At 65.0% G+C, this 12,151-nt stretch carries 11 protein-coding genes; 3 read left to right on the top strand and 8 right to left on the bottom strand.

The window, feature by feature from the left end; genetic code table 11:
- Positions 1-531 precede the first annotated feature (531 nt).
- Entirely contained in the window at positions 532-1,569 is a 1,038-nt protein-coding gene (locus Q8R73_RS25595; RefSeq protein ID WP_371126175.1) for an OmpA family protein, read from the top strand.
- Positions 1,570-1,633: 64 nt separating this feature from the next.
- On the opposite strand, the gene Q8R73_RS25590 is transcribed toward Q8R73_RS25595, so the two are convergent.
- The gene (locus Q8R73_RS25590) at positions 1,634-2,590 is read right to left on the bottom strand and encodes a homocysteine S-methyltransferase family protein (protein ID WP_305722329.1); all 957 of its coding nucleotides are present in this window, start codon (positions 2,588-2,590) and stop codon (positions 1,634-1,636) included.
- Between the two features lie 231 nt (positions 2,591-2,821).
- On the opposite strand from Q8R73_RS25590, the gene Q8R73_RS25585 reads away from it, so the two are divergent.
- On the top strand, positions 2,822-3,442 hold the full coding sequence (locus Q8R73_RS25585) for a TetR/AcrR family transcriptional regulator (protein WP_305722328.1): 621 nt from the start codon (positions 2,822-2,824) through the stop codon (positions 3,440-3,442).
- A 58-nt stretch (positions 3,443-3,500) separates the two neighbouring features.
- On the opposite strand, the gene Q8R73_RS25580 is transcribed toward Q8R73_RS25585, so the two are convergent.
- From Q8R73_RS25580 to Q8R73_RS25550, 7 genes are all read right to left on the bottom strand, one after another.
- Positions 3,501-5,264 (bottom strand): alkaline phosphatase, encoded by a 1,764-nt coding sequence (locus Q8R73_RS25580; RefSeq protein ID WP_371126174.1) that lies wholly within the window; start codon positions 5,262-5,264, stop codon positions 3,501-3,503.
- Between the two features lie 124 nt (positions 5,265-5,388).
- A complete protein-coding gene (argG, locus tag Q8R73_RS25575) occupies positions 5,389-6,726 on the bottom strand; it encodes an argininosuccinate synthase (RefSeq protein WP_305722327.1) in 1,338 nt (445 codons plus the stop codon).
- A 120-nt stretch (positions 6,727-6,846) separates the two neighbouring features.
- A complete protein-coding gene (locus tag Q8R73_RS25570) occupies positions 6,847-7,614 on the bottom strand; it encodes a phosphatase PAP2 family protein (RefSeq protein ID WP_305722326.1) in 768 nt (255 codons plus the stop codon).
- A gap of 54 nt (positions 7,615-7,668) precedes the next feature.
- A complete protein-coding gene (locus tag Q8R73_RS25565; RefSeq protein ID WP_305722325.1) occupies positions 7,669-8,169 on the bottom strand; it encodes a hypothetical protein in 501 nt (166 codons plus the stop codon).
- A gap of 28 nt (positions 8,170-8,197) precedes the next feature.
- A complete protein-coding gene (rlmN, locus tag Q8R73_RS25560) occupies positions 8,198-9,415 on the bottom strand; it encodes a 23S rRNA (adenine(2503)-C(2))-methyltransferase RlmN (RefSeq protein WP_305722324.1) in 1,218 nt (405 codons plus the stop codon).
- Positions 9,416-9,499: 84 nt separating this feature from the next.
- Positions 9,500-10,093, bottom strand: a complete 594-nt coding sequence (locus tag Q8R73_RS25555) for an invasion associated locus B family protein (RefSeq protein ID WP_305722323.1) — start codon at positions 10,091-10,093, stop codon at positions 9,500-9,502.
- A gap of 148 nt (positions 10,094-10,241) precedes the next feature.
- Positions 10,242-11,081 carry an SDR family oxidoreductase gene (locus Q8R73_RS25550; protein WP_305722322.1) on the bottom strand — a complete coding sequence of 280 codons (840 nt, stop codon included), beginning with the start codon at positions 11,079-11,081 and terminating at the stop codon, positions 10,242-10,244.
- Between the two features lie 158 nt (positions 11,082-11,239).
- Between Q8R73_RS25550 and Q8R73_RS25545 the strand changes: the two genes are divergently transcribed.
- A partial coding sequence (locus Q8R73_RS25545; protein ID WP_305722321.1) for an NADPH:quinone oxidoreductase family protein occupies positions 11,240-12,151 on the top strand: 912 nt, incomplete at its 3' end.

Raw genomic sequence — 12,151 nt, 5'->3', positions numbered from 1 at the left:
CCGCCGCCGCCGCCGCCTCCCCGAGCAGCACCGCCGCCGCCACCTGCGCGTGTGGCGCCGCCGCCGCCGCCGCCGGCGGCTACCAAGGCCGCACCGCCACCACCGCCGCCAAGGCCCGCGACGCCTCCGCCGCCGCCTCCGGCAGCGCGCACGGCCCCGCCACCGCCTCCGACCGCTGTACCCTCGCCGGTTCCGCCGACGCCGCCGACTGCGCCGAGCGTTGCGCCTCAGCAGAAGAGCGCGCCGCCCGTACCGCCGCCTGCCGGCACCAAGCAATTGCCGCCACCATCGGCCACGCCGACTCCAGTTGCTCCGCCGCCGCCGCCCGCGGCGGGCAGGCCCCCGGGCACCCCGCCCGCAGCAGGCACGCCTCCATCAGGCCCCGGGACCGGCGCGCCGCCACCCCCGGCTCGCAGCGGACCGGCTTCGGCCACGCCCACGCCCACGCCCACCCCAACTCCGGGTGGACCTGCGCCGACCGCCGCGCCGGACAGCGCCGGTGGACGTACCGCATTGCCGCCGGGCGCACCGGTGACACGCGGGCCGCCGCCGACGGTCGCCGCCCCGATCCCCTCCGCGCCGCCGCCGGCCGAGGGCCTGAAGGCCATTCCGCTCGGGACCAAGGTCCAGGGCGCTCCAACCAGCCTCGAGGGATTCCGCAGCGAGCGCCGGGAGACCCAGGAAGGCGGCCGCACGATCATCCGGGAGCCGGGTCGCATTATCGTTCGCGATCCCGGCGGCCGGTCGTTCATCCGGCACAACGAGGTCGATCGCTTCCGTTACGGCGCCCGCGACGTCAGGACCGAACAGCGCGGCAACGAGAGCCGCACCATCGTGATCCGCCCCGACGGTACGCAGATCATCACCGTGAACGATCGTGACGGCCGGTTGGTGCGCCGGATCCGCAGGGATCAGCGCGGCCGCGAGATCATCATCATCGACAACAGCTTCCGCGGCCCACGCGGCATCGGTGGATTCTACGTCGACCTGGCGCCGCCGATCCTGCGGATGCCGCGCAATCGCTACATCGTCGAAGCCGACGATGCGTCGCCGGAGCTGCTCTACGACACCATGATCGCTCCGCCGGTGGAACGGCTCGAACGGCGCTATTCGCTGGATGAAATCCGCTACAGCGCCTCGGTGCGCCAGCGGATGCCGAGCATCGACGTCAACAGCATCAATTTCGAAACCGGATCATGGGAGATTCCTCCCGATCAGGCATCGAAGCTGCAGGCGATCGCCGACGGGCTCAACCGCGCCATCGCGGCCAACCCGCGCTCGGTATTCCTGATCGAGGGTCACACCGACAGGGTGGGATCGGACATCGACAATCTGTCGCTGTCGGATCGCCGCGCCGAATCGGCCGCCACGTTGCTGACGCAGCAGTTCGGCGTGCCGATGGAAAACCTGACCTCGCAGGGTTATGGCGAGCAATATCCGAAAGAGGACGTCGACGGGCCGAGCGCCGTCAACCGCCGCGTCACCATCCGCAATATCGGACCGCTGCTGACCGGTGGATCGGCGTCGTTGCCGCCGCCGCCGCCCGGCACCGCGCCGCCGCGCCGCTAAGGCAAGCCACCGCAAAAAGTAATGGCCGGGAGAAATCCCCGGCCATTTTGCTTTGTCTTTGCCATCAGGCGCTGAGCGCCCGCGGCGGCAGCACGGCTTCGCCGATCGCCTGGACGTGACGATGATCGGTGCCGCAGCAGCCGCCGAGCATCCGCATCGCCGGGAAAGCCCGCCGGAGGTCGCGGTAGCGCCGGCCGAGATCGCGCGGATCGCCCGCATCGAGCGTCGTGGACTCATCGAGCTCGGCGTGGCTTTTGGTCGACGCATTGGCCCTCACGCCGTGGATTCGTTTTACCCATTCTTCGCCTGCCTGCAGCGCCTTCTCGAAATGCACCGGATGCGCGCAGTTGATCATGAAATATTCGGGCGCGCCCGATGTCTCGCGATCCACGGCCTCGATGGCTTCGCGCAGCGTCTCGCCGTTGACCAGGCGGCCGTCGGTTTCCACCGTGAACGAGATCGCCGCGGGAATGCCCTGTGCCCTGGCCGCACGCGCGATGCCGATCGCTTCATTGACGGTATTCATCGTAAACGCAGTCACCATGTCGGCGCCGCCTTCGACGAACGCGGCAATCTGTTCGGCGTGATAGGCCTCGGCCTCGACGGCATCCATGTTGCCGGATTTGTAACCGTCGCCACGCGGGCCGATGGCGCCGCTGATGACGCAGGGCTGCTCCGGCCGTTCCCATTTGGAACGCAAGCTCTCCAGGAACGCGACCGAACGGAGATTGATCGCCTTGAGGGCGGCGGTGTCATAGCCAAGCTTGTCGGCCCAGTCGGGGTTGGCGCGCCATGTCGGGCTGTCGAGCACGAAACCCGTGCCGTGTGCGCGCGCGACCGCGAGATAGGCTTCGTAATACTTCGTCAGCTTCTGACGGCCGTCCGGACTGTCGAGCAGAACGAACGCCGCGAAGTGCGGCAGCTCGACGCCTTCGTGAAAAATCAGCGTCGTTTCCATGCCGCCATCGGTGAGGAAAATGCCGCCGCGACGTTGCGGCAAGTCATGTCGATATTTTGTCACTTCAATCATCTCCGTCATCGGTGAAATCTCTATCGTCGGTCTCGCGGCACCGGCTTAGGTCCGCCCGGACTGGTGCCGCATAATGTCGCGGCTTCCAAGCGAGCGCGTGGTGCGGCTGAACCTTTGGCCGAAAAATGATACGAATTCAGGAGGTTGTGGAGCACGAACGAATCGTGGCGCAAGCCGCGAGTGCAAGAAACCGTACTGCGAGTACAGTTTTCGGAGTGTGCAATGGGAAAAGGCGAAGCGACGCGGGAGCGGATCCTGGAGATCGCGGAAGCGGCCGTCCTCGCCAAGGGATTCGGCGCCACCTCGATCGAGGAGGTGATCGCGGAGGCCGGACTCACCAAGAGCGGCTTCTTCTATCACTTCAGGGACAAGAACGCGCTCGCGCGCGAGATGGTTCGCCGCTATGTCGAAACCAACGACCGCCTGTTCGACGATATCTTCGAGCGCGGCCGGCAGTTGTCGGACGATCCGCTGCAGGCGTTCCTGATCTCGCTGAGGCTGCTTGCCGAAGTGATGGCCGACCTGCCGAACGGCCATCCCGGCTGCCTGATTGCCAGCATCTGCTATCAGGAAAGGCTGTTCGACCGCGAAGTGCGCGACCTCACCGCCCAGTCGGTCCGCGACTGGAACGCGCGCTTCCGCACCATCCTCGACGGCATTGCCGCGGTCCATGCGCCGAACGAAGCGGTCGATCTCGACGATCTCGCCGACATGCTCTCCTGCATCGTCGACGGCGGCATCATCCTGTCGAAGACGCTGAACGACCCGCGCCGGCTGGAGCGGCAGATCCTGCTGTTTCGCAACTACATCAAGCTGATCTTTGCGCCGCCGACGCTTTCGTAGATGCACTTTCTTCTCCCCTCCCCACCGCTGCGCGGGAGGAGGGGAGAAGAAAAGTACGTTATTGCCCCGCCGGCGCCAGGCCGAGCGCATCGGCGATGACGCGGAATATTTCGGTGTTATCCATCGATCCGCGGACCCGCTCGCTGCCGGGTCCGACCGCGGTCAGGATCACGTCTTCTCCCGAATGCACGCTGGCGCGCATCATGGCCGGCAGATTGCCCAAGCGCAGCGTGACACCGGGAACATCCTTGTATTTTTCATTGGCCTTGAACGTGCCGGGTTCGTCGCCTTTGACGGTCGGCTCGTTGGGATTGTCGAGCTTCGGACGGAACGTCTCGTAATGGTCGGGCAGGCTGGCCGAAAACATGGCGAGGCGCCGGCTGACGTCCACGCGCGACGGATAACCCTCCGCATCCGGCGCCGGATAATCGGGAAATCCCGCCTTTTCATAGACGCTCACGCGCTCGCGCAGCGGCACGTTCGGCGTCACGCTCATATCGTCATGGATGGTGCCGACGAGGCTGTTGGGATGATTGTGATCCGCCACCGCCAGAATCAGGGTATCGTCACCGCGCGCCCGCGCCCAGTCGCGCGCCAGCCGCACCGCATTGTCGAGCATGATGGTGTCGTAGACCGCGCGCTCCATATCCAGCAGATGCGCGTATTTGTCGATCATTCCGGATTCGACCATCAGGAAGAAGCCGGCATCATTTCTCGACAGTACGTTCAATGCGGCCTGCACCTGTTCGGTCAAATCGGGCTGCTCGGGAAACTTGCCGACGCCGCCGCCCTTGAGGAATCTGCGGTCCAGCGCGCCGTCCATATTCCCCGTGGCGAACAGGCCGAGCAATTGGCGCGTATCCGATTGAGCCGCCAGCGCCTTGAGTTCGCCCGCGGTCGTCGCCATCCTGTAGCCGGCCTCGCGAAAGCGGGCGACGTAATCGATATCGTCCCTGCGCTTCGAGCCTGGCGCGCCTTTCGGCAGGAAGTTGGCACTTCCGCCGCCCATCAGGACGTCGGGCCTGGCGGCGAAATACTGCGCAACGATCTCGTCATAGGCGCCGCGGCGGCGGGTATGCGCGATCATCGCGGCCGGCGTCGCGTCCTCGACTTCGGTATTGGTGACGATGCCGATGCCGAGGCCGAGCCGGCGCTTCGCCAGACTGGTGATGGTTTCAACCCTGGGGTCGTCGAACGGATTGGCAGTGCGGTCGGCATAGACGCCCATCGCGGCCGAGGCGGTCTTGTGGCCGGTGGCATAGGCGCTGGCCGAGTTGGCTGAATCGGTGATGATCGAATCCGAGCCTGCGGTCGCCACCAGCGCCATATGGGGCATGTCGTCGATGGCCAGCTTGCCGAGGCTCTTGCCTTCCGCAATGCCCTTGGACAACAGCCGCGCGGCCGTGCGATGGGCCGGTGACAGCCCGTCGCCGATGAAAAGGATGACGTTCTTTGCCTTGCGCGGCCCGGTGTCGTAAACCATCCACGCCAGCTTGCGGCTGCGCGAGCCATCGCCGACTTCGACCGTGACGGGGCCGGGCTTCGTCAACGCGACGCCGCGCAGCATCAGCGCCGACTGATCCTTGCCGCCTTCGCGCTCGAAAAAGTCTCCGGCACGGCCGAACACGGCGGCATAATCCTCGCCGTTCACGGTCACCTTCAATTTCGCCGGATCGACCCTGTCCGGAAATTCGACCTTGAAATCGAACTGCGCGCCGGAAAGGATTTCGGCGCGGTCGATCGGGTAGACGGTTTGGGCAAAAGCCGGCGTTGCCGAAAGCAGGATCACGAGGGATATTGCGGCCATAAGCTTGGTCATCATCGAGGCTCCACGTCAGCGCAAGCCGGCGGGGCGAAGGTGACCGCCGTCCCGCAGGACATTTGCAGACGGCAATCTATCCGTCCTGGATGACTTCCCCGTAACGGCCGCCCGTATCCCGCGCGGTTCAGTCCTTGTCGTTCTGGAGCTTGAGGATATCCGAGCCTTCGCCCATCGACAGCAAGCCTGTCTCTGCGTAGAGGCTCAGCTTGCCCCTCGTATCCGAGATATCGAGGTTGCGCAGGGTCAGCTGACCGATACGGTCGGCCGGCGTGAACGCCGCATCGTCCACCTTTTCCATGCTCAGCCGCTCCGGCGCATAAGTCAGGTTCGGGCTCTCGGTATTGAGGATCGAGTAGTCGTTGCCGCGGCGCAGCTCAAGCGTCACCTCACCGGTGACGGCGCGAGCCACCCAGCGCTGGGCGGTTTCGCGCAGCATCAGCGCCTGGGAATCGAACCACCGCCCCTGGTAGAGCAATCGGCCGAGGCGCATGCCGCTGACCCGGTATTGCTCGATGGTGTCTTCATTGTGGATGCCGGTGACCAGGCGTTCATAGGCGATGTGCAGCAGCGCCATGGCCGGCGCTTCGTAAATGCCGCGGCTCTTGGCCTCGATGATCCGGTTCTCGATCTGATCGCTCATGCCGAGGCCATGCCGGCCGCCGATGGCGTTGGCTTCGAGAAACAGCGCGACGGGGTCGGTGAATGTCTGGCCGTTCAGCGCGACGGGCTGGCCCTCCACGAAACGCACCGCGACCTTTTCGGCCTTGACGACACAGTCGTCGCGCCAGAACGGCACGCCCATGATCGGATTGACGATCTTGATGCCGCTGGCGAGGCTCTCGAGATCCTTCGCCTCGTGGGTTGCGCCGAGCAGATTGCTGTCGGTCGAATACGCCTTCTCGGCGCTCATTTTGTAGGCGAAGCCGCTCGATGTCATGAACGCCGACATTTCGGCACGGCCGCCCAGTTCGTCGATGAACTGCTGGTCGAGCCAGGGCTTGTAGATTCGCAGGTTCGGATTGGTCAGCAGGCCGTAGCGATAGAACCGCTCGATGTCGTTGCCCTTGTAGGTGGAGCCGTCGCCCCAGATGTTGACGCCGTCCTCCTTCATCGCCGACACCAGCATCGTGCCCGTCACGGCGCGGCCGAGCGGCGTGGTGTTGAAATAGGCGATGCCGCCGGTGCTCACATGGAAGGCGCCGGACTGGATGGCGGCGATGCCTTCATGGACCAGTTGGGTGCGGCAATCCACCAGCCGGGCTATTTCGGCGCCGAACTCCAGCGCCTTGCGCGGAATCTCGTCGTAGTCGGTCTCGTCAGGCTGGCCGAGATTGGCGGTATAGGCAAAGGTACGGGCGCCCTTCTGCTTCATCCACAACAGCGCCGCTGAGGTGTCGAGGCCGCCGGAGAAAGCGATACCGACTTTCTCTCCCTTGGGCAGGCTTTTCAGGATCGTACTCATCGGGCTTCCAATCGGTCGAAATGGCGGACGTTGTCGGGCGTTTGCGGTTTGAGTGCGCGAATAACAAATTTCGCGCGGATGGGCACGCGTTTAATGTCGCCGGATGCAATCAAGGCGGACCTACCGCGAGCCGACGTCGCGTCCGCGCCATTTCTGCCGCAGCCGGTAGAGCGGCCAGGCGAACCGCGTCAGCGCCGCGTCGATCCGCGCATCGGACAGCCGGGTCGAGGGCCAGCGGTAGATGTAGGCAAAGGCCAGCCAGACCACGATGAACGTAATCAGCCCGGCCGCCGCGACGTCGGTGAAGAAGTGGCCGCCGAACGCCATCCGCAAGCCGCTCGTAACCACGCCGAACACCGTCGCGGCGGTAAACGCCAGCGGCCGCCACGCCGGCGGCGTCAGCGCCGCCGGCGCGTAGGTCCAGAACGCAGTGGCGCCCTCGCCCGAAAAGAACGAGCAGTTCCGGCCACAGCTGCCACGCGGATCCCACCACGCCACGAATTCCATTTGGCCGCTGAATTCCGTGACCACGATGGGACGCGGCCGGCCCCAATAGCCCTTGAAGACGAGATTGGTGAGAATGCCGGCGGAAAGCACCAGCGTTATGAGGAGGAACATGACCGTACGTCCCGGCACCAGCAGCGGCTTGTCCGGCCGCACCAGTTTTACCACCAGGGCGACGATCGACGGCAGCGCAATTCCCCACGCAATCCACATCGCGGCGTCGCGCGCGAACATCGCCAGGGTGTTGAATTTCAGCGGAAAGGTCTTGTTCGACGCATCGAAGAACAGGCCGGCCAGCTGCAGGTCGAGCTCGGGATAGATCCCGAACAGCAATCCGACGGCGAGCGCCAGTGCCAGCGCGGTATAAAGTCCGGTTCGGTTCATGGCGCGGGGTTTAGCCGACGCGGCCGGGGATGAAAAGACGTCGGGGCCGCTTCCTCATGACGCTGGGGGCGGCGCCGGCGAGTGGGATGGCAGCGGCGGCGGCGGCCGCGGCGGGTGCCGCGGTTCCCGCCATGCGCCGGCATTGCGGCCCGCGATCATCCAGTACACCAGACCGGCGACGATGCCCGCGCCGGTCATGATTTCAAGGTGGCGCCGGACGATACCGTCGAAACGGAGCGCGTCGGGATCGAACGGGATCAGCCCGAGATAGCAGGCGAGACCGACGATGCCGCCGCCCAGCGCGTAGGCCAGCACGCTCCTGATGTAGAACGCCTCGGTGATCAGGACCACGATGGTCGCCGGCAACAGCGCAAATCCGCTGAGGAAGATGAAACCGAAGCCCAGCACGATGTTCAGCGCATCCGGATCGATCGGACCGCCCGCGAAATCGGAAAATTCCGGGAACAGCACCGCGCCGATCACGATCATTCCCGCCACCAGGCAGGCGGCGAGGAAACCGAACAGGATGACGAAGAGGCGGCCGATCAGTGCCATGACTCAAACCACCGTCGCTGCGCCATCCCTAGTCCGTCATCGCCATCGCGCGCAGCGCCTGGCGCTCTCGCGCCGAGAGTTTTTCGGTCTCGGATTTCAACTGGCCGCAGGCGGCGAGAATGTCGCGGCCGCGCGGGGTGCGCACCGGCGAGGAGTAGCCGGCGTTGAAGATGTATTCGGAGAATTTCTCGATCTGGTCCCAGTCTGAACATTCGTAGCGCGTGCCCGGCCACGGATTGAACGGAATGAGGTTGATCTTGGCGTGGATGCCCTTCAGCATCCTGACCAGCAGCCTGGCGTCGTCGAGCGAATCGTTGACGCCTTTCAGCATCACATATTCGAAGGTGATGCGCCGCGCGTTGGACGAGCCGGGATAATCGCGGCAGGCCTGCAGCAATTCGGCGATCGGATATTTCCTGTTGAGCGGCACCAGTTCGTCGCGCAACTCGTCGCGCACCGCATGCAGCGAGATCGCCAGCATGACGCCGATCTCGTCGCCGGTGCGGGCGATGTTCGGCACCACGCCGGAGGTCGACAGCGTGATGCGGCGGCGGGAAATGCCGATGCCTTCATTGTCCGAGACGATCAGCAGCGCGTCGCGCACCGCCTCGAAATTATACAAGGGCTCGCCCATGCCCATCATGACGACATTGGTGACGAGGCGGCTGCCGGTCGGTGTTTCGCGGTCGGCCCAGTCGTTGAGGCGGTCGCGCGCCACCATGATCTGGCCGACGATTTCGCCGGCGGTGAGATTGCGCACCAGCCGCTGCGTGCCGGTGTGGCAGAACGAGCAGGTCAGCGTGCAGCCGACCTGCGAGGAAACGCACAGCGTGCCGCGGTCGGTTTCCGGAATATAGACGCACTCGACTTCATGCGCCTTCTCGACGCTGTCGCCGCTCGGCAATCGCAGCAGCCATTTGCGGGTGCCGTCGTTGGATATCTGTTCGGCGACCACTTCGGGCCGCGCCACCGTGAAATGCGTCTCGAGCGTGCTGCGCATCTCCTTGGAGATGCTGGTCATGTCGGCAAAATTCTGCGCGCCGCGGACGTAGATCCAGTGCCACAGCTGCTGCACCCGCATCTTGCGCTGCGACGGCTGAACGCCGATGGCGCCGAGCCGGTCGGAAATCTCCGCGCGCGACAGCCCGACCAGCGACGGTTTTGCCAGCGGCACATAGGTTTCGAGCGCGATCTTTTCCAATGGCGCGCCGGCGCCGGAAGGGGCTTCGATGGACAGGCTGGTCATGGTCTCGTTCATTTGACATCAGATAGGCCTTCCGCGAGCCGCGGGAAAGGCACTAAATGCATCGGTTCGGGCTTAAAAAGCGGTCTAGCGCTTGCAATCCTGCGCCAGCCGGTCGAGCGCCTGGGAAAGCCCCTTCAACGAGAACACGTCGGTGGTCTCGGTGCCCTTGGCCGACATGCCCTTGACCGTCGCCTCGGCGGCCTTGCGCATGGCTTCCACCATCCGCTCTTCCTCGGCGGCGTTCTTGATCCAGAGCCCGTCGCCCTGGGTGTACATGGCGTAGGCAGCGCCGCCGACTTCCAGCGTCGATTCCGAGCCCGGCTTCAGCGCATAGCCGATCATGACGGAAACTTCGTTGGTGACCTTCTCCGCCGGACGCGTCGAGACAAAGGCGTAGGCCGGGTCGCGCGGGCGATTCGGCGGATTGGTTTTGGACGACGAGGGCTTTGCCAGCGCGAAGCACACCTTCTTGCCGTTCGGCGACGCGGTGTAGGCACCCCAGGTGCCGAACTGGCCGATCAGCGTCGGTTCCGCACCGCCCGCGGCAGCAGGCTTGGCGGGCGCTGCCTTGGCGTCTTTGGAGGCTTTCGGCGACGCATTCTGCGCCTGCGCCGGGACCGCGATCCCGCACACAACCACACTCGCCAACAGGGAAATCAGAGTTCGCCGCACGGACATGACCAAATCTGGTTCCCTCATTATTGTGACTGGAAGATGGCCCCGGCATCGCCGATCACGCATGGATGGATAGCCGGAAAATGCCTTTTTGGGAAGGCAGTTACGGATCCCGGCCGGCGCAGCCAGAACCTCGCGCTCAGGTTCGGCCTCAGCCCTTCGACCGCGCCTCGCGCTGCATCTGCCACTGCGCATCGGTCCATTGCAGCAGATCCTCGGCGCCGGAACTGCGCAGATGCGCGCCGCCATCCTGGACCACCATCTCGCCGTTGATGTAGCCGGCGCGGTCCGAAATCAGGAAACTCGCGAGATCGGCCAGTTCGCCATGTTCGCCGACACGGCCCAGCGGATTTTTCGCCGACCATCCCTCGTCACGGCCCTCGGGCCGAAGCTGGCCCGATGCACCCGGCGTCGGGAAGGCGCCCGGCGCAATCGCCACGGTGCGGATGCCCCTGGGACCCCACTCCACTGCGAGGCTTTTGGTCATCGCCAGGATGGCGGACTTTGCCATCGCCGAGGGCACCGTGAAGGCGCGGCCGGTGATGGTCGAAGTCGAGAGAATGCTCAGCACCACGCCCTTGTGCGCGGCTTCGATCCAGCGCCTGCCGGCCGCGAGCGTGCAATACATCGCGCCGTGCAGGGTCGGCGCCAGAATCGCGTCCGCGGCGCGAAACGACAGATGTTCGGTCTGCGCGATGAAGGTCGCGGCGGCATTGTTGACCAGCACATCGAGCGGCGCATCGCCCCAGACCTTGTCCATCATGGCATCGACCGCGGCGCCGTCGCGGACGTCGCATCTGACGACACCGACCCTGCCGCCGAATTCGCTGCGGATCTGCGCCGCGGTTGCCTCCAGCAATTCGAGCCGGCGGCCGCAGACGATCAGTTCGGCGCCGAGCTCGACGAAGCGGCGTCCCATCGCAGCTCCCAGCCCGGAACCGCCGCCGGTGACCAGGATGCGCTTTCCCTTGAGCAGGCTTTTTTCAAACATCGTTTGATTCCTCCGCTGCTCTCGATACAGCATTACCCCACGAGATTCCGGGTTCGCGCCAGCGCGCCCCGGAATGACTGCCTTCTATTGTAGCCCGGCCGCAAATCCGGCATGAAGCGTTCAGCCCCTTCTTTTGCGTCCGAAACTCAGGTGTGTCCATGAAAGCCATTCTCTGCTCGCAATATTGCGGCCCCGACGATCTCGTGCTCGCCGATGTGCCCGATCCCGTCGCCGGACCCGGCGAGGCCGTGATCGCGATCAAGTCGGCGGCGCTGAATTTCTTCGACCTCCTGATGATCCAGGGGAAATACCAGATCAAGCCGCCGTTCCCGTTTTCGCCGGCGGCCGAAGTCGCGGGCGTGATCGAGAGCGTCGGCGCCGGCGTCACCGACCTCAAGGTCGGCGACCGCGTCGCGGCGTCCTGCGGCCACAATGGCGCGCGCGAGAAGATCGCGCTGCCGGCCAATTCCATCGTGAAAATTCCCGACAATCTCGATTTCGATCGCGCCGCCGGCATCTTCATCATCTACGGCACCGCGCTGCATGCGCTGGAAGACCGCGCCAGCCTGAAGCCGGGCGAGACCATGGCAGTGCTGGGCGCCGCCGGCGGGACCGGCCTTGCGGCCTGCGAACTCGGCAAGCTGATGGGCCTGAAGGTCATCGCCTGCGCGTCATCGGAAGAAAAACTCGAATTCGCCAAGGCGCACGGTGCCGAGCTCGGACTGAACTACGCCACCGAGGACCTGAAAGAAGGCCTGCGGCGGCTGACCGGCGGCAAGGGCGTCGACATCGTTTTCGATCCGGTCGGCGGCACCTATGCCGAGGCCTCGCTGCGCTCGATCGCATGGGAAGGTCGCTTTCTGGTGATCGGATTCGCCGCCGGCGACATTCCGAAAATGCCGCTCAATCTCGCGCTGCTAAAGGGCTGCGACATCCGCGGCGTATTTTGGGGCGCATGGGCCAGACTCAATCCGGAAAAGAACCGCGCGAATCTGGAGAAGCTGGTGAAGTGGACCGCGGAAGGCAAGATCTCGTCGCATGTCGACCGCACCTTCCCGCTGGCGCAGACC

This window comes from Bradyrhizobium sp., from assembly GCF_030697065.1.
Lineage (GTDB): Bacteria > Pseudomonadota > Alphaproteobacteria > Rhizobiales > Xanthobacteraceae > Bradyrhizobium.
Note: the sequence above shows the minus strand (reverse complement) of the source record. Positions and strands in the feature narration are given on the sequence as shown.

Excerpts from the sequence above, each read along its gene's own strand:
- Q8R73_RS25585 (WP_305722328.1), top strand. The coding sequence starts at position 2,822 with ATGGGAAAAGGCGAAGCGACGCGGGAGCGGATCCTGGAGATCGCGGAA.
- Q8R73_RS25580 (WP_371126174.1), bottom strand. The coding sequence starts at position 5,264 with ATGATGACCAAGCTTATGGCCGCAATATCCCTCGTGATCCTGCTTTCG.
- argG (WP_305722327.1), bottom strand. The coding sequence starts at position 6,726 with ATGAGTACGATCCTGAAAAGCCTGCCCAAGGGAGAGAAAGTCGGTATC.
- Q8R73_RS25570 (WP_305722326.1), bottom strand. The coding sequence starts at position 7,614 with ATGAACCGAACCGGACTTTATACCGCGCTGGCACTGGCGCTCGCCGTC.
- Q8R73_RS25565 (WP_305722325.1), bottom strand. The coding sequence starts at position 8,169 with ATGGCACTGATCGGCCGCCTCTTCGTCATCCTGTTCGGTTTCCTCGCC.
- rlmN (WP_305722324.1), bottom strand. The coding sequence starts at position 9,415 with ATGACCAGCCTGTCCATCGAAGCCCCTTCCGGCGCCGGCGCGCCATTG.
- Q8R73_RS25555 (WP_305722323.1), bottom strand. The coding sequence starts at position 10,093 with ATGTCCGTGCGGCGAACTCTGATTTCCCTGTTGGCGAGTGTGGTTGTG.
- Q8R73_RS25550 (WP_305722322.1), bottom strand. The coding sequence starts at position 11,081 with ATGTTTGAAAAAAGCCTGCTCAAGGGAAAGCGCATCCTGGTCACCGGC.